Annotated in this window: 7 protein-coding genes; 2 read left to right on the top strand and 5 right to left on the bottom strand. The window is 73.1% G+C overall.

Annotation, left to right across the window (positions count from 1 at the left end; translation table 11 throughout):
- The first annotated feature begins 123 nt into the window (after positions 1 to 123).
- Positions 124 to 900 carry an SDR family NAD(P)-dependent oxidoreductase gene (locus ABTY62_RS34155; protein WP_352133292.1) on the top strand — a complete coding sequence of 259 codons (777 nt, stop codon included), beginning with the start codon at positions 124 to 126 and terminating at the stop codon, positions 898 to 900.
- Positions 901 to 958: 58 nt separating this feature from the next.
- On the top strand, positions 959 to 2,104 hold the full coding sequence (gene dgoD, locus ABTY62_RS34150) for a galactonate dehydratase (protein ID WP_352133291.1): 1,146 nt from the start codon (positions 959 to 961) through the stop codon (positions 2,102 to 2,104).
- Positions 2,105 to 2,123: 19 nt separating this feature from the next.
- On the opposite strand, the gene ABTY62_RS34145 is transcribed toward dgoD, so the two are convergent.
- The 5 genes from ABTY62_RS34145 to ABTY62_RS34125 form a co-directional block, all read right to left on the bottom strand.
- On the bottom strand, positions 2,124 to 4,526 hold the full coding sequence (locus ABTY62_RS34145; RefSeq protein ID WP_352133290.1) for a beta-galactosidase: 2,403 nt from the start codon (positions 4,524 to 4,526) through the stop codon (positions 2,124 to 2,126).
- A 174-nt stretch (positions 4,527 to 4,700) separates the two neighbouring features.
- Positions 4,701 to 6,050, bottom strand: a complete 1,350-nt coding sequence (locus ABTY62_RS34140; protein WP_352133289.1) for a cytochrome P450 — start codon at positions 6,048 to 6,050, stop codon at positions 4,701 to 4,703.
- A 314-nt stretch (positions 6,051 to 6,364) separates the two neighbouring features.
- Entirely contained in the window at positions 6,365 to 7,933 is a 1,569-nt protein-coding gene (locus tag ABTY62_RS34135; protein WP_352133288.1) for a PfaD family polyunsaturated fatty acid/polyketide biosynthesis protein, read from the bottom strand.
- Complete coding sequence (locus ABTY62_RS34130) at positions 7,930 to 10,407, bottom strand: hotdog family protein (RefSeq protein WP_352133287.1); 2,478 nt, start codon at positions 10,405 to 10,407, stop codon at positions 7,930 to 7,932. Before ABTY62_RS34130 ends, ABTY62_RS34135 begins: the two co-directional genes overlap by 4 nt.
- Positions 10,400 to 16,606: a beta-ketoacyl synthase N-terminal-like domain-containing protein gene (locus ABTY62_RS34125; protein WP_352133286.1), complete on the bottom strand. Its 6,207-nt coding sequence runs from the start codon at positions 16,604 to 16,606 to the stop codon at positions 10,400 to 10,402. Before ABTY62_RS34125 ends, ABTY62_RS34130 begins: the two co-directional genes overlap by 8 nt.
- Positions 16,607 to 16,897: the final 291 nt, after the last annotated feature.

Raw genomic sequence — 16,897 nt, 5'->3', positions numbered from 1 at the left:
AGGACGTTGACGAGGCCGCAGCGCTGTGCGCTGCGGCCTCGACGTGTGCGTCACCTCTTGGCACGTCGCATTAATTCATATTTAATGCGGTGAGTTGCTGCCGCCACCCGCAGGAGTCCTCCCGTGCATCCCACCCCCACCCCGTGCCCGGACCGCCTCGCCGGGCGGTGCGCGCTGGTCACCGGTGCGGCCTCCGGTATCGGCGCCGCCACGGCTCACCGGCTGGCCGCCGAAGGAGCCCGCGTGGTCGTCGCCGACATCGACGAGCCGGGAGGCGCGGCGGTGGCCGCGGCCATACGGGACGCCGGAGGCAGCGCGCGGTTCCAGCGCTGCGATGTATCGGACGAGGCGTCATGGGCCCAGGCCGTGAGGTCGGCCCGCGAGGCCTTCGGGCCCGTGCACGCGCTGGTGAGCAATGCCTACGCGGTCCGTGTCGCGGCGGCCCACGAGACCAGCGAGGCCGAGTGGAACCGACAGCTCGCCGTGAGCCTCACCGGGTCGTTCCTCGGGGTGCGCGCCTGCCTGGACGATCTGATCTCGACGGGCGGCAGCGTGGTGCTCGTCTCCTCGGTGCACGCCCTGGTGGGACTGCCCGGTCGGCCCGCGTACGCCGCGGCGAAGGCCGGGCTCACGGGGTTGGCCCGGCAGTTGGCCGTCGAGTACGGCGGCCGGATCCGGGTGAACAGCGTGCTGCCGGGACCGGTCCTGACCAGGGCCTGGGACGGCATCGGCGAGGCGGACCGGCGGGCAGCGGCCCGGGAGACCGCCGTGGGACGCCTCGGCCGGCCGGAGGAGGTCGCCGCGGCGGTCGCCTTCCTGACCAGTGCCGACGCCTCGTTCGTGACCGGGGCCTCGCTCGTCGTCGACGGCGGCTGGAGCGTGCTGAAGAACTCCTCGTGAGCCCCGGGGCGACCACGCCCTGTCCGGTCCTCCCGCGCCTGCCTTTGGAGCGACACTCTTGAGAATCACCCAGGTCGAAACGTTCGCCGTGCCGCCCCGTTGGCTGTTCTGCCGTATCGAGACCGACGAAGGGGTGGTGGGGTGGGGCGAGCCGGTCGTGGAGGGACGGGCGGCGACGGTCCGCACCGCCGTTCACGAACTCGCCGAGTATCTGGTCGGCCGGGATCCGATGCGGATCGAGGATCACTGGCAGCTGATGACGAAGGGGTCGTTCTACCGGGGCGGCCCGGTGCTCTCCAGCGCCGTCGCCGGAATCGACCAGGCGCTGTGGGACATCGCCGGCAAGACGCTCGGGGTGCCGGTCCATGTGCTGCTGGGCGGTCCGGTGCGCGAACGGGTGCGGGCCTACAGCTGGGTGGGCGGCGACGAGCCCGGCGAGATCGCGGAAGCCGTGACGGCACAGGTGGAGGCGGGCTTCACCGCCGTCAAGATGAACGCCTGCGGTCGGATGAACCGGCTGGCCACCGCCGCCGACATCGCCGCCGTCGTGGAACGGGCCGCCACCGCCCGCGACGCGCTGGGACCCGAGCGGGACTTCGCGATCGACTTCCACGGGCGGTTCAGCGCCGCCAACGCGCGCCGGGTCCTGCCCCATCTCGCACCGCTGCACCCGCTGTTCGTCGAGGAACCCGTCCTGCCCGAGTACGCCCACCGGCTCGGCGACGTGGTCTCGGCCTCCGCGATCCCGATCGCCACCGGCGAGCGGATCTACTCGCGCACCGAGGCACTCCCCGCGCTCCAGGCGGGCATCGCGGTACTCCAGCCGGACCTGTCGCACGCGGGAGGCATCTCCGAGGTGCGGCGCCTCGCGTCGCTGGCGGAGACGTTTGACGTGCTGCTCGCCCCGCACTGCCCGCTGGGGCCGATCTCGCTGGCCGCGAGTCTCCAAGTGGCCTTCAGCACACCGAACTTCCTCATTCAGGAGCAGAGTATCGGCATCCATTACAACAAGGGGTCCGAACTCCTGGACTACGTCATCGACCCCGAGGTGTTCCGGTTCGACGGGGGACACCTCCGCCGCCCGCTCGGCCCGGGCCTGGGCATCGAGGTCGACGAGCAGGCGGTGCGCCGTGCCGACGGCAGCGCGCCGGACTGGCACAGCCCCGTGTGGCGACACGACGACGGGTCGTTCGCGGAATGGTGACCGCGCTCCGGGCGTGCCGTCAGGCCATGGGGTAGGCGCTCGGCGCGGGCAGCGCCGTGCCGGTGGAGCCGACGAGGGTGGCGCGCGCCACGGCCACCAGCTCGGCGGCCTCGACCGCGGCCCGGGTGCGGGCGGCGTCCAGGCCCTCGCGCACCGAGGCGTCGACATGGACGCGCGCGGCGGGGTTCAGCGGCAGGACGCGGATCTCCACGCCGTACCGCACGGCGGCGTCGGCGAAGCGGCGCAGCCCGATCTCCCAGTCGGGCCCGTACCAGAAGTGGTCCGCGACGAGTGTCCCGCCGATGTACGCACGGGCGGCATCCCCGGTGTAGCGCAGCCGCAGCAGCACCTCCGCCTCCCCGTCCAGGGCCGATGCCGGGATGGTGACGCGGTACACGGCGGCCTTGTCGAAGTCCTCGTCGCGCGGCGCGGAGGCGCGCCGATGGGAGCCGCCGGTTCGGGCCGGGGCGGCGACGGCCTGGGCGTGACGGCATTCCAGGGCGGGCTGCGGCAGCCGCGGTGCGGGGTTCAGCGGCCAGCGGGTGAAGACGCCGTCCGGTCCGGGAAGCCCGACGCCTGCTCCCCGCAGGGCGGCCGGCGCGGGCAGCAGGGCGATGGACGGGGACGAGGAGGCGAGGTGCAGCCGCAGTTCGTCTCCGTCGGCGAGCACCAGGTCGTCGCCGAGCACGAGCCGGTCCCGGCCGAAGACACGTAGTCGGCTCAGCCGCAGCGCCTCGCGGTGGGGGAGCACCAGGACCCGGGCGCCGCCGGACGGGGCGGTCAAGGTCAGCAGTGCCCCGGTGCCCGGCTCGGTGACCGTCACGAGGGTGCCGTCAGCGCCGCGCTCCACCCGTGCCGGCCCCTCCACCCGCACGTCCGCGGGCAGGGACAGCGAAGCGGGGATGCCGTCGACGGCCGCCAGCACGGTCAGCGTGGTGCCGTCCGTCCCGAGCCGGGTGACGGGCTGGGCGGTGGCCCAGTCCAGGTGCAGCCCGGCGCCGAGATCCAGGCCGATCGGCCATACGAAGTGCGCGCCGGAGGGCACGGAGACGGGCCGCGCGGGCAGGGTGACGGTGCGTCCGCCGTCGAGATGGACGCGGAAGCGGACGCCGTCGTGGTCGGGCAGCGTCTCGTGCGGCTGGTGGTTGTTGACGAACAGAAAGCCCCGGTCGCCCGCCGAGCGAACGGCCCAGCGCAGCGTGGTGCGGTCGTCGAGCGAGGAGGGTTGGTCATCGGGCAGCCACAGCGGCATCCGCGCCAGTTCGGCGCCGTAGCCGCGCAGGAACAGGTGTTGCAGACGCAGCGCGTGGAAGGAGGGCCTGACCTGTCCGTACTCGCCCAGGGGCGCCTGGAAGTCGTAGGTGACCGTCGGCAGGTCGTTGGGGTAGCCGGTGTCATGGCTCTCCTGGTTGGGCTCCTTGAGGTCCAGCCGCTGCGAGCAGCCGTGATACAGGTAGTAGCCCTGCCAGACCGAGCCGCTGCCGAGCTTGGCCAGCGCCAGTGACGTGATGTCCTCGGCCGGCACCAGGGGCCGGCGGTGGTAGGCGATCGCCATGCCGCCGCCCAACTCGCAGGTGGCGTAGGGATAACGGCGGGGGTCGGGGCCGGTGCCGACCGGGGCGGTGGAGCGCAGGTCGGCGCCGATCGCGTGATCGTCGCGGATCGGCGTGAAGAAGTAGTGGCGGCGCATCTCCCGCGTCCACCCGTCGTACGCGTCCTCCCAGAACGCTTCCGGGTAGCCGCCGTGCAGCGGCAGCAACGTGTCGCGCGGAAGGTCCGCCGCGCCCCACCCGGTCGCGGTCCACAAGGGTGCGCGCATGCCGGCGTCCTCGGCCATGCGCCGCAGGGTGGTCAGATGTCCGGGCTGGTCGTAGAGCTCGTTCTCCACCTGGACCGCCACGATCGGGCCGCCGTCGTCATGGAAGAGGCCGCGCAACTCGTGGGCGATGCGCCGGTAGTAGGGCTCGACCAGTGCGAGATAGGCCGCGTCGTCGGTGCGCGGGGTGCAGCCCGTCTCCGCCAGCCAGTCCGGGAAGCCGCCGTTGCGGCACTCGCCGTGGGACCAGGGGCCGATCCGCACGGCCACGGCCAGGCCGAGCTCATCGCACAGGGTCACAAAACGGCGCAGGTCCAGATCGCCGTCGAAGCGCAGTGTGCCGCGCTCGTTCTCGTGCTGGTTCCAGAACAGGTAGGTGGCCAGCAGGTCCACACCACCCGCCTTGACCTTCAGGAGTTCCTCGCGCCACCCGGCCGCCGGGCAGCGGCTGAAGTGGAACTCGCCCATCACCGGGATCCACGGGCGGCCGTTCCTGATCAGGCTCTGGCTGTCGACCGTCACCGAGCGGGGAGCGGAAGCGGAACTGCCCATGGGCAGATGGCCGGTCAGCGGCGTGGGGGGTTCTTGGGCGTGCAGGGACAACATGACAGGCGGCTCCTGCGACGAAGGCTCAGTGAAGTGCGTTCATCGTGGGTGGGGCCCGAAACCCTGTCAAGATGTATTCATAATTAATGACTGAAGCGCGCTCTCCGGCGGCCGGGCGGGGGCGCCGCCCGGCCACCGGAGGCCACCCGGCCACGGCGTCGCCGCGAAGCACGGTCAGGGCTGGCCGCCACGTCGCAGGCTCGCGAGGAAGCGCCACAACGCGGAGCGGGGCCGGTCCTGCTCCGCGGAGATGGCGGCCGCCACGGGTTCCAGCGCCGTGGAATCGTCCGCCGCACCGGCGGCCGGGGCGCTCCGCGCGGTGGTGTTCTTCGCCTCCCGCATCCGGAAGCGGACCGGGAACGACCGCAGGCCGCGCACATAGGTGGAGGAGCGCCAGGGCAGCTGGTCGACCGAAAGGCCCAGCTCGAAGTCACACCGCTCGAACAGCCGGCTGACCGCCGTGGTCACCATCATGTCGGCGAGCCCGCGCCCCGGGCACGCGTGTACGCCGGTGCCCCACGCCAGATGGGCACGCGAGCTCTTGGACGCCTCGTGGTCCATCGCGCTCAGGAACTGCGGGTCCCCGTGCGCCGCCGCGATCGACGCCATGACCGCGTCGCCGGCCGCCAGCCGGAAGTTTCCCAGGTCCGTGTCGGCGACGGGGAAACGGAAGGTGCAGTTGGTCCACGGTGGCGAGGCGATGTGCACCCGGTTGACCAACTCGTCGGCATGGCCGGTCGTGAGGCTGGTCCGCACCCCGGAGTTTCCGGTGAGCACCTCCAGCACACTGTTGGTGATCGAGTGGCCCACGAGCTCGGACATGATCACAAGGATCGCGTACAGCTCGATACCGACCTGTTCCACCGACAGGGGCGGGTCGGCCGCCAGCAGCCGCGTGGTCAGGTCGTCACCGGGATGGGACTGCTTGTAGGCGGCCAGCTCGGTGGTCGCCTTCACCAGCCGCTCGGCCGCCGGGGCGGCGTCAGGGCCGGCGTCCACCATCCGCCAGGAGTCCATGAAGATGTCGTCGCCCTGCTCGACGGGGAACCCGAACAGCCGGTTGAGGACCATCAGCGGGAGCGGCCGCGCGACCTGGGCGCACAGATCCACCCACCCGCTGGTGGCGCCCTCCGCGAAGAACGTGATCAGCTCGTCCATGTGCTGGGACACGGCCTGGTTCAGCGCGAAGGCCTGCGGCTCGCCCGGGTCCTGGAACGGCTTGAGCGCCATGTCCACGGCCTGGCGTGTCGTCTTGTGCCGCTCATCGTCGCGCAGCAGCATGTGGCCGAACCCCTGCGACGCCATCAGCGGCCAGTCGGACGCCACCCGGCCCTCGCGCAGCGCGCGCCAGTTCTCCATGTCCTTCTTCCAGTGGCTCTCGTCGCGCATCACCTCCCGGACCTCGTTGAAGCCGAGAATCAGCCATGCGCGGGCACCGAACACATCCACCGGCGCCACCTGGCCGTACCGGTTGCGCAACCGCTCGTACACCTGCGCGGGCCGCGTCTCGAATTCCCTGGTCATCAGGGGTTCCACAGAGGTGAGGGAGTACAGGTCCGAGGGGGCGGCAGAGGTGTCCGAATCGGGAGGCAGTTGCGAATCCATGAACCATGTCCTTAGCACGACAGCGACGACCCACCGGCCAGGCGTCCGTCCGCGGGAGAAAAGCCGCACGTCATCCCAGGTGGAGAGCGCGGAAGTGCCGGGAACACCCTCCGATGCGGAGACAGACTAATCACGTTTGACGCGGCTGAATAGTCACCCCATCAAAACCGCCACAGAGCACCCGAATTGACGTCCGTGGTGTCCATGCACACCGTTTTCGGGCGCGCGCCGGGTCAGGGCGTGGCGGACACCGCCGAGGGCGCCGGTGGCAGGCGGTAGGAGGCGCACGCCGCCGGGATCCGCACCCCGCTGAAGCGAAGGTGGGCGAGACGGCGGTGGAACGCGGCGCCGTGCAGCAGATGGCGCGCCACCTCGGCGACCCGGCGCCGGCCGGGATCGGCCAGGACGGAGCCGGCGGCCCACTCGTTGAACGCGCCCATCGCCGGCCCGCACCAGACCTGGTAGTCGGCGGCGCGCTCGGCGCCGGTGACGGCCCAGCGGGACGACTGGGCCAGGTACCAGCGGAAGACCAGGGCCATCCGGTGCCTGGGGTCGATCTCGGCGCGGAGGAGCTGTTCGGGGTGGTGTTCGGCGAGATAGTCCGCGGTCTCCTGCCAGACCTCGGACAGCGGGCGCCGGAACACCTTCGCCTCCAGGCGCCGGCGGTCCGGGGCGGGGATCTCGTCCAGGCCGGCGTGGGCGCGGTAGAGCTCGTGCAGCTTGCGCGCCCGGCCGGCGAAGAGGCTGCCGCTGCGGAGGACCTGGACCTCGGCGCCCCCCTCGAACATGTCGGCGGCCGGGGCCATCGCGTAGTCGGCGGGCCCGGCCGCGGCGAGCAGGGCCTTGACCGCCGGCGAGGTGCCCGCCTCCAGACAGGCCTGGTTGACGGAGCCGGTGACGACGTAGGCGGCGCCCAGGCTGAAGGCGGCCAGCGCCGCCTCCGGGGTGCCGATGCCGCCGCCCGCGCCGATGCGTACCGGCGGCACCGCGTGGCCCAGCTCGCGGGCGACGCGGTCCCGCAGCCGCAGCATCGCGGGCAGCGCGGTGACCAGCGGGCGGCGGTCGGTGTGTCCCGCGGAGTCCGCCTCGACGGTCAGGTCGTCCGCCATCGGGACGAGCCGCGCCAGCGCGACCTGCTCGGCCGTGATCTCGCCGCGCTCGAACAGGGCGCGGACCATCGGCTCGGGGGCCGGACGCAGGAACAGCTCGGCCACCTCGGCGCGGGACACCTTGGCGATCAGCCGGTTCTCGGCGTACGCCCCGCCACCGGGGCCGGTGCGCAGCCCCGCCACCCGGTAGCGGACCAGGTCGGGGGTGAGCTGGACGAACGCCGAGGCCTCGACACAGCGCAGCCGGTGCCCCAGGTAGAGGTCGACAAGCGCCCGCTCCAGTTGGGGGGCGTGCGGCGCGTGGATGAGGTTGGCGGCGTGCGGCAGGCCGGGGATCTCCCGGGCGAGCCGCGTCAGGGCCCGCTCGACCCGCTCGGGGGGCAGGCCCGCGGCGCCGTAGGAGGCGAGGAAACCGGCGCGGGCCAGCGCCGCCACCAGCTCCTCGGAGGCGATGCCCGCGGCCATGGAACCGGCGAGATACGCGTGGGACACGCCGTGACGGCGCCGGAAGCCGGACTCGCCGAGCCGCGTGGACGGCATCGGCCCGGCGGCGGCCAGCAGGGTCAACGGGCCGCCCGCCGCAGGTGGTTCGGCGCTCGCGCCGACCCGGTCCCCGTTACGGACGACATAGCAGGGGGCGTCGAGGTCGGCGAGGACGGCGTACACCCCGTCCGGGTCGTATCGCACCGTCATGGCCGCACCTTCTCGTCCACGGTCCCACCGGTGTTCGGCAGGATCTCGACGCCGATGTTGTCCACCTGGTAGATCCGCAGATCGTCGCGCCACACGCTGCCGTCGGCGACCAGGAGCAGGCCATCGCCCTGACGCCGCACCCCGCGGATGTGCACCTCGCCGCGCATCCGGCGGTGATCGGGCGTGATCTGCCCTCGGTACTTCCAGGCCAGCTCCACATGGGCCGCGGGCCGCGCGGCCGGGTCCGGCAGGGCGTCGGCGAGGCCGGTGTGCAGGGCGTATGCCGCGACGGACTGGAACAGCGCCTCGACGCCCACCGAACCGGGCATCACCGGGTCGAAGCGGAAGTGGTGCGCCATGAACCAGTCGTCCTCCGGCACCGTCCGCTCCCACAGAAGGTATCCGGCGCCGTGTTCACCGCCGTCCGGCACCAGGTCGGCCTCGCGCAGCAGCGCGAACCGCCCGCGGCCGAGCCGGGTGTCATGGGAGAGGTCGAGCCGGCGGAGCTTTGCGGGCCGCGTCGGAAGGCGGTCCAGCCAGGGCGGAACGTACTGTCCGCCGTCGAGCCCCTGCTGGTTGTCCAGGACCTCCTTGGTGAGGAAGCCATGGACCGACTCGCCCGAGTAGACCGGCCCGTCGGGAAGGCTGAGTTGATAGGTGTAGCGATGGAGGATCGCCCCGGGCAGCTTCGAGTGGTCGGCCAGCGTGATGCGGTGCCGCAGGGCGAGACCGCGCGGGTCGGCGTGCCGGAGCAGGGTGGCACGCCCCTCCAGGTTCCGGCAGACGAAGGCGCTGTCGCGGTGCTGGTGAAGGATGCCCTGGATGGCGCTCAACTGGGCGGCCGCCTGAAGGCTTGACTCCATGTACAGCAGATTGGGCACGGCGCCGGAGCCGTTCTCCCGGCAGAACCAGGGGTCGGGGTGGACGCCGTACTCGCTGGTGAGGGTGGCACCCGACCGGAAGTCCAGAGGCTCGGCGTCGTAGTCGAGCGCCCGGTCGACCATCAGCAGGTCGCCGCGCGGCAACCGGGGCCGTACGGTCACCGAGGACGCCTCGATCTCTCCGGTGACGGCCGACAGGTCGCCCTCGGACGAGTGGGCGAGCAGCATCCGCTGAAGCGAGCCGCGCTGCCGCAGCGAATCGTGGGCGGCGGAGGAGTCCCGCGCCTCCCAGATCGTCAGGGCGCCGAGTTCGGTGCCCGGCGGCTCGTGGAGGGCGACGCCGATGCCGTGCAGACGGGCCACCGGCCGGTCGCCGGCGAACACCACGGCGTCGGCGACGACATGCGGGCGGGGTACGAGCCCCACCTCGGCCACATCCACCTCGCAGCGCAGGGCGGCGCCGAGCGCGGTCGGGTCGATCACCTCGATGGCGGCCGGGCCGCCGTCCCAGGGCTGGAACCGCGCGTCGGGCAGGCACAGATGCAGCCCGCAGCGGAGCGCGTACACCTGGAGGACGCCGGAGACGGCCTCGGCCAGCAGCGCGGTGGCGTCCGCTCCGCGCGCCGGCCCGCCGCCGTGGAAGGTGAGCTGGGCGGTCAGCGTGCCCTGCCCGTACCGGCCGCCCTCGCAGGTCGCCTCCGTGACGCTGCCGATCAGCCGCGGGGCGGGTCCTGGCAGCCGCGGGCCGGTGCCCTCGCCCTCGAAGTCGGGGCCGAGGACCTCCGCGAGGAATCCGCTGGCCAGGGCCCGCAGCTCCTGCCAGGTCAGCCGGGACCGCCCGGTGACCGCGAGCGGGCGGAACTGCCTCGGGTAGCGCGGAACTTGACGCTCCGGCCAGGGGGTTTCGTCCGGCAGGGGCTCGGCGGCGTGCTCGGGCGTCAGGAAGCCGCCCGCGCCGGTGGCCTCCACCAGGAGGTTCCCCTCGACGTGGACCTGCCAGTCGAAGGTGAAGCGGGTGCCGTGTTCGTCGCGGTGGACGGCCTCGGCGCCCGCCCGTACCAGGAGCTCCGCTCCGGCCTCCGGCAGCTCCCGGTGCCAGGTGAGGAGGGTGCGACCGGGCCGGTGGACGGTGCCGGCCGGGGCGAGACCGCGCTCCCCGAGCAGTGGCAAGGCCGCCGCGGCGGCGTCGAGGATCCACGCCGGGTCGGCCTGGCCCGACACGCTGTAGGCCGCGTCCGCCGGGACCGTCCGGACCAGCTCGACGCGCGCCGGGCCGTCCACGGGACGCGGCGCGGGCGCCGCCGGAGGCCGCGCGCCCGGCGCGCAGCGCGCGAGAAGGTGGCGCTGGACGGCCTCGTGGGCCTCCAGCACCGCGGCGTGCGCGCGGCCGACCCGGTCGGCGATGTCGCGCGCGAGGTGGCTCAGGTCGCCGAGGGCCCGCGGTGAGGTCTGCCGGGCGGGCGGGGTGGACGGTGCGGACGGGACGGGGACGAGGAACGGCTCACCTTCGAAGCCCAGTTCCTCGGCGCCTCCGAAGCCCGATTCCTCGACGGCGACGGCCGCGCCGCCGTCCGGAGCGCCAATGTCAGCCATGCCGCCCCCCGCGCTCCGCGGGCAGGAAGATGCCGCTGTCCTTCATCTCCGGCGAGGTGAAGATCATGCCGATCCGGCCCCACCGCTGGAGCACCTTGCCCTCCGGCGTGCAGGCGGTGACCGTACAGATCAGGTGCAGCGGGCTCTCCTCGACGGACTCGGCCACGAGGACGAACGGCGCGTCCGCGGGCAGCGGCGCGAAGAGCTCGACCCGCTCCACCGACACCGGCAGACAGAGCAGGCCGAGGCGCTGGCGGCCGAGCAGCGCCGCCGCCTGGAGCAGCAGATCGGTGAGGGCCGGGCTGTACCTGGCCCCGGCGAAGGCGCCCTGCCCGAAGACCGGGTCGGCCATCCGGGCGGCGAGGACCAGCCTGCCCGGCTGCTCCTCCAGCGTCGGGCCGAGGCCGCGCAGGGTCGGCCCGTGGAAGAGGAAGCCGTCGTAGGCCTCGTGGGTCTGGGGGTCGAAGTCGGGGAGCTCGTAGGGCGGCAGCTCGATGTCCTGCGGCTGGGCGGCCCGTTTCTCGAGCAGGAAGCCTCCCTCGAAACGGAGCACCGGCGCGGCGCCCTCCCGCTCGCTCTGGAGCCGGACGCCGATGGCGGTCGAGTCCCCGCCCTCGGGCGGCGAGACCGTCAGCAGGAAGCGGTCGTCCTCGGCCGTGCCGTCGAAGACCAGCCCCTTACTGATCTTGAAGTCGCGGCACTCCATCACCGGCTGCCCGCCGTGCATCGCCTCCACGACGCGCACGCCCCAGCCGACCGCGGCCGTCAGGGGCAGCACCGGCCACCCGTGGATGCGGTGGTCGGTGAGCAGCGGCTCGCCGGCGAGCTCCGCCATCCGCCGCTCCACGACCACGCCACCGTCCGGCAGCGTCTCGCCCCGCCGGTACATGGGCTCCAGCGGGCCGATGACCGTCACCAGGTCCGCGGCGTGCTCGGGGCTCATCTGCTCGGTGAAGTAGCCGGTACCGGTGTCCCGGGCGAGCATCGGCACCCCGTGCTGCATGAAGAGCTTCTGGACGCCGGGGGTGGCCATGCCGCCGGCCCACGGCCCCCAGGCCAGGGCGGTGGCGTGGCGGCCGGGGTGCCTGGCCTTCCAGGCGCAGACAAACCGGCTCAGCGCCTCGTTGGCCAGGGCGTAGTCGGCCTGCCGGAGGTTTCCGTAGATGCCGGAGACGGAGGTGAAGGCGACCAGGTGGTGGAGGCGTTCGGCATCGAGCGCGTCCAGTACGTTGCCGAGGCCGGTCAGCTTGGTGGCCAGCACCCGCCCGACAGACTCCGCGTCCTTGTCGGCGAGGAACTGGTCGGCGAGGACGCCGGCCCCGTGGACGACGCCGGTGACCCGGGCGGCGTGCGGGCGCAGCGCCGCGCGCACCGCCGCGCCGTCGGTCAGATCCACGGCCACGTACTCGGCCTGGGCTCCCGCGTCTCGCAGGGCGGCCAGGGTGGCGCGGATCTCGCGTCCCGCGGTGATCTCGCGTACCTGCCGGGCGATCAGCTCGGCGGTGGCCGGCTCCTCCGGGTCCTGGCCGGTGGCGCGCAGCTGGTCGGCGGCGGCCGCCGTCAGCTCCTCCCGGCCACCGAGTCCGGCCGCCCAGTCCGGCTCGTCGGCCAGCGGTGTGCTGCCGAGCAGCAGGTAGCCGCAGGCCACCTGCCGCGCCAGGGCGATGGCGCACCAGGCGGTGATGCCCCGCGCGCCGCCGGTGACCAGGAGAACATCGCCGGTGGTCAGCTCCGCGGGCGGCTCGACGGCCCCGTCCCGGCCGTCCGGCGCTGCCGCGCCGACCAGCGGGACCGGCTCGGCGACCAGGGCCGGCGTGCGGCGCCCGGCCGGCCCGGCGGCCACCTCGTGCAGGTCGACGGCGGCGTCGGCGATCTCGCCCGCGAGGCAGGCGCCGACCTCCTCCTCGGTCAGCTCGGGAGCCAGGTCGACCGTCCGGCAGAAGAGCTCGGGCGCCTCCAGCGCCAGCGACTTGACCAGCCCGGTGACACCGCCGGCCAGCGCCCGCTCGGGCTCGCCGCCCGACCCGGCGTAGCCGAGCGCGCCGTCGAGCCGGGTGACGGCGACGAACCCGGCGCGGCTGCCGTCGGCCGCGGCCCCGGTGAGGGGCTGACGCAGATGCTTGGCGACCAGGACGGCGTGGGCCAGGCGGCGCACCGCGTCCTCGCGGTCGGCCCCCGGGGCGTGGCTGAAGGGGAGCAGGCACAGGTCGATGCGTGGCACCGCGGCACCGAGGAGGCCGACCTGCTCGGCCAGGCTCTCCTCGCCCCAGTCGGCCAGGTGCCAGGTGTCCGGTCCGGCCTCTCCCGACGCGGCCGGGGTCCCGGGCAGCGCCAGCCGGGCGACCCGCCAGCCGCGCGACCGGAGCGCCGTGGCCACCCAGCCGCCCAGCTCCCCGCCGTCGTCGACCAGTACCGCGCAGGGCGCCTCGCCATAGGCGCCGAGCAGCAGGTCCGGCTCGGGCAGGGGGCGCCAGCCGATGTGCGCCCGGCCCAGCGGTACGGAGGTGGCGACGCGGAGATTGGTGGTGGGGTTCTTCAGCACCTCGGGGATCAGCGTGGCGAAGTCCCTGACCGTGCGGGCCGCCGTGAAGCGGAAGATCTCCTCACGGGAGAACACCGGGTAGCGGCGCCAGAGCTCGGAGGCGATCTCCAACTGCTTGAGGGAGTCGATGCCGAGCTCCGTCTGGAGGTCGATGTCGGGATCGATCATGTCGATCGAGTAGCCGGTCTTCTCGGCCACCACCTCGCGCATCACCTGCTCGATCTCCACGGGATCGAGGTTGGCCAGCTCGGCGCGGAGCTCGGGGTCGATCGCGGCGTCGAAGTCGGTGTCGCGCAGCATCTCCAGCGCGGACTTGTTGTTCGGCGGGGCCGCTTCGACGAGTTCACCGGTGATGACGGCTTTGTCGGCTTCGGCGGGTTCGACCGGGGCCGGGATCTCCGGCGGCCCGTCCAACGAGGGGAGCCGGTCGGTGTGCGGCGGTGTGCCGAGCGCGTGTCCCTCGGACGTGCCGTTGCGCGTGCCGTTGGGCGTATACCCCGTCGGTGTCCCGCCCCCGGGAAGGCGCAGCAGATCGGTGAGCACCTCGCTGGCGCGGGCGTGGGCCTCGCCGAGCGCCACGCTGTGGTCCCGGACGGCGGTGATCCCGGCGAGGACCGCTTCGGGCGAGCCGCTGCCGACGCCCTCGTTCAACAGGCTCACCAGCTGGTCGGCGGTCCGAAGCTGCCCGTCGAGGTAGCGGGTGTGCATGGTGAGGTGCTCGGCCGCGGCGCGCCCCAGCGGATCGTCGTGAGCGGCGGCAACGGGCTGCGGCTCGGCAACGGGCTCGGGCTCCCGGCCGACGGGCTCGGCCGACCGGTAGGGCGTGCCGAGGACGCGCTGGTACTCCTCCTGGCGGGCGATCGTGGCGAACTGCGGGCCGTCGAGGACCCGGGCCACCGCGGACGCGACGGGGGGCAGCGGCACCGGCTCGTCGTGCCGGTCGATGCCGCGCAGCGGCAGGCCCAGAACGGCCAGTTGGACGGCGGCCTGCTTCAGGGCGAGGGCGCTGTCGCCACCGGTGCCGATGTCCGTCCAGACGATGTCCACCCCGTGTTCGCCGAGCGTCTGCTCGACGAACTGGGAGAGCGTGCGCTTGGGCCCGAACTCCACGAAGACCCGGAAGCCGTCCGCGTACATCTCCCGCAGCCTGGCCTGAAAGTCGACGGTGTTGATGATCTGCCGGGTCAGGATCCCGCGGTTCGCCTCGGGGTCGTCGCCGTAGCCCGCCCCCGGCGTGTTCGCGTACACCGGGACCCGTGGGGCGTGGAGCGGGATGTCGGCGATCCCGCGCGCGAAGGAGGCGACGGCGTGCTGGACATGCGGGGTGTGGAACGCCGCCCCGACGGGCAGCCGCTGCGCCGGGATGCGGCGCTCGCCGCACGTGGCGGTGAACCGCTCGACGGTGGCCGTGGGACCGCCGACGACGACCACCTCGGGCGCGTTGCGGTTGCAGACGTGCAGCTCGGGGAACTCGCCCATGAGCGCGATGAGCTGCGCGTTCGGGATGCGCACACTGGCCATGGCGCCCGGGTCGTGCCCGGCGGTGTCGGCGGGCGGGGCCATCGTCCGGGCGCGGGCCGCCGTGGCGGCGAGGAAACCCGCGTCGTCGAGGCAGCCGGCGGCCCACAGGGCGGTCAGCTCGCCGAAGCTGTGGCCGAGCACGCCGTCCGGCGCGAAGCCGAGTTCGGAGAGGTAGCGGAACTGTCCCATCGACAACGCGCCGATGGCGGGTTGCGCGTAGGTGGTGCGGCGCAGCCGCTCGGAGGCGCGCCGCAGATCCTTCCCGTCCCGCCCCGGGGCCGGGTAGACGACGTCGGACAGCAGCTCGTGATGCGGACCCCCGTCCGCGTGCAGCGCGTTGGCGGCATCGAAGGCGGCACGCACCGGCGGGACGGAGAGAAGCGCCTCGCGGCCCATGTTGACGTACTGGCTGCCCTGGCCGGCGAAGAGCGCCGCCACCTTGCCGCCCGAGGGGAGCGCGGCGGCCCGGTACCAGATGCCGTCCGCGTGGGTCCAGCTCGCGAGGCCCGGGTGCGCGTCGAACTGTGCCACGGCCTTGGCGAGCATGTCGGGGTAGGTGTCGTCGGTGGCGGCGAAGCCCAGCCGGGCGTGGTCGGCGGGAATCTCGCCGGGGGCGGCGGGCTGTTCGCCGTGTTCGAGCAGTTCGCGCAGCGCCTCGGGGGTCGGGGCGTGCCAGAGATGGGCGCGCGGGGTGGTGTGGAGCGTGCGCGGCGCGTCGCTGAAGGGCTGGTGTTCCTCCAGCACGGCGTGCACATTGACCCCGCCGAAGCCGAACGCGGACACTCCCGCCCGGCGCACCGGGCGACGCGGGTCGCGGATCCACGGGCGGGTGGTGGTGTTGACGTACAGCGCCGCGTCCTCCTGCCGGGCCGCGGCGCTGGGGGTCCGGACATTGATGGTGGCGGGCAGCACCTTGTGGTGGAGAGCGAGGGCCGCCTTGATCAGCCCGGCCGCGCCGGCCGCCGCCTTGGTGTGCCCGATCTGGGACTTCACGCTGCCGACGGCCGCGTACCGCCGGTCATCGGGTGTTGCCATCAGTGCGTTGAGCGCGCCGAGTTCCACTTCGTCACCGGTGGAGGTGCCGGTGCCGTGGGCCTCGATCAGACCGACCGAGGACGGCGCGCAGTCGGCGTCCTCGTAGGCCCGGCGCAACGCGGTGAGCTGGCCGTCTCCGCAGGGCGCGAAGATGCTCTGGGACCGGCCGTCGCTCGAGGTGCCCAGGCCGCGGATGACGGCGTAGATCCGGTCCCCGTCGCGCTCGGCGTCGGCCAGCCGCTTGAGGGCCAGCATCCCGATGCCCTCCCCGACGAGGGTGCCGTCGGCGTCCTCGTCGAAGGGGCGGATCTCGCCGCTCGGCGAGAGCGCCGGGGTCTTGCTGAAGCACATGAAGGAGAAGATGGTGTTGTCCGCGTCGGCCCCGCCGGTGATCATGAGGTCGGCGCGGTGCCCGACCAGCTCGCTGACGGCCATCCGCAGCGCGGCCAGGGAGCTGGCGCAGGCGGCGTCCACCGTGCCGTTGAACGCGCCGAGGTTGAGGCGGTTCGCCACCCGGCCGGAGACGACGTTGCCGAGGAAGCCGGGGAAGGAGTTCTCCGTCCAGGGCGGGAAGGCCGCCGTGTACCGGCGCGCGATCTCCTCGGCGTCCCGCTCGCTCAGACCGCAGCTGAGGACCGCCGCCTTGAGCGCGGGTGTCTGGAGCCGCGCCGCCAGGGGCATCATGCTCGAGCTCCCGCCGCACACTCCCAGCACCACCCCGGTCCGCGCCGGGTCGTACCAGGCGGAGGTGTCGCAGCCGGCGTCCCGCAGCACATCCCTGGCCACATGGAGGCTGAGCAGCTGGATCAGGCCGGTGGCGTCCAGGGTGTTGGGCGGGATGCCGAACTCGCGCGGGTCGAAGTGGAACGGGGGCAGGAAACCGCCGCGCCGGCAGTAGGTCTTGTCCTCGGCGAAGGGGTCGGGGTCGAAGTAGTCGGCGACGCTGAACCGGGTGGCGGGGACCTCCTCGGTGCAGTCGGTGCCGGCCACGATGTTGTTCCAGAACTCCCGCACGTTCATCGCCCGGGGGAAGAGTCCCGCCAGCCCCACGATCGCGACGGGATTTCGGGCCAGCCGGTTGTCGACGGCGTCAGCCAGCATAGGGGGCTCTCCTGAGGGGAGATGGGGAAGGGTACGGGGGTGTCAGGAAGATCAACTGACCCTGGGAGTCTATTAGATGAGAACTCCGCTTCCGTCGCCGGTGATGATCACGTTTCGGTTGCCGCCCGGGCTGTGACGAGCGCGGTTTCTTCGCGGGATGTCCGATAGGGGCGGTCCGTGGCGGTCATGCCGCACCCGGAAAGTTCACCCGGACGAGCGAGAGCTGATGGTCCGTCGGCTGATTCCGGTTACCCAGCGGTACCCCTTTCCTGCGCGATGTTTCGCACCGCT

The sequence above is a fragment of the Streptomyces sp. NPDC097640 genome (genome assembly GCF_040302705.1).
Taxonomy (GTDB): Bacteria; Actinomycetota; Actinomycetes; order Streptomycetales; family Streptomycetaceae; genus Streptomyces.
The sequence above is the reverse complement of the archived record's forward strand: the minus strand, read 5'-3'. Positions and strand labels throughout refer to the sequence as shown.

Bases quoted from the DNA above. Each gene is read 5' to 3' on its own strand.
- ABTY62_RS34145 (WP_352133290.1), bottom strand. From the start codon at position 4,526: ATGTTGTCCCTGCACGCCCAAGAACCCCCCACGCCGCTGACCGGCCAT.
- ABTY62_RS34140 (WP_352133289.1), bottom strand. From the start codon at position 6,050: ATGACCAGGGAATTCGAGACGCGGCCCGCGCAGGTGTACGAGCGGTTG.
- ABTY62_RS34135 (WP_352133288.1), bottom strand. From the start codon at position 7,933: ATGACGGTGCGATACGACCCGGACGGGGTGTACGCCGTCCTCGCCGAC.
- ABTY62_RS34130 (WP_352133287.1), bottom strand. From the start codon at position 10,407: ATGGCTGACATTGGCGCTCCGGACGGCGGCGCGGCCGTCGCCGTCGAG.
- ABTY62_RS34125 (WP_352133286.1), bottom strand. From the start codon at position 16,606: ATGCTGGCTGACGCCGTCGACAACCGGCTGGCCCGAAATCCCGTCGCG.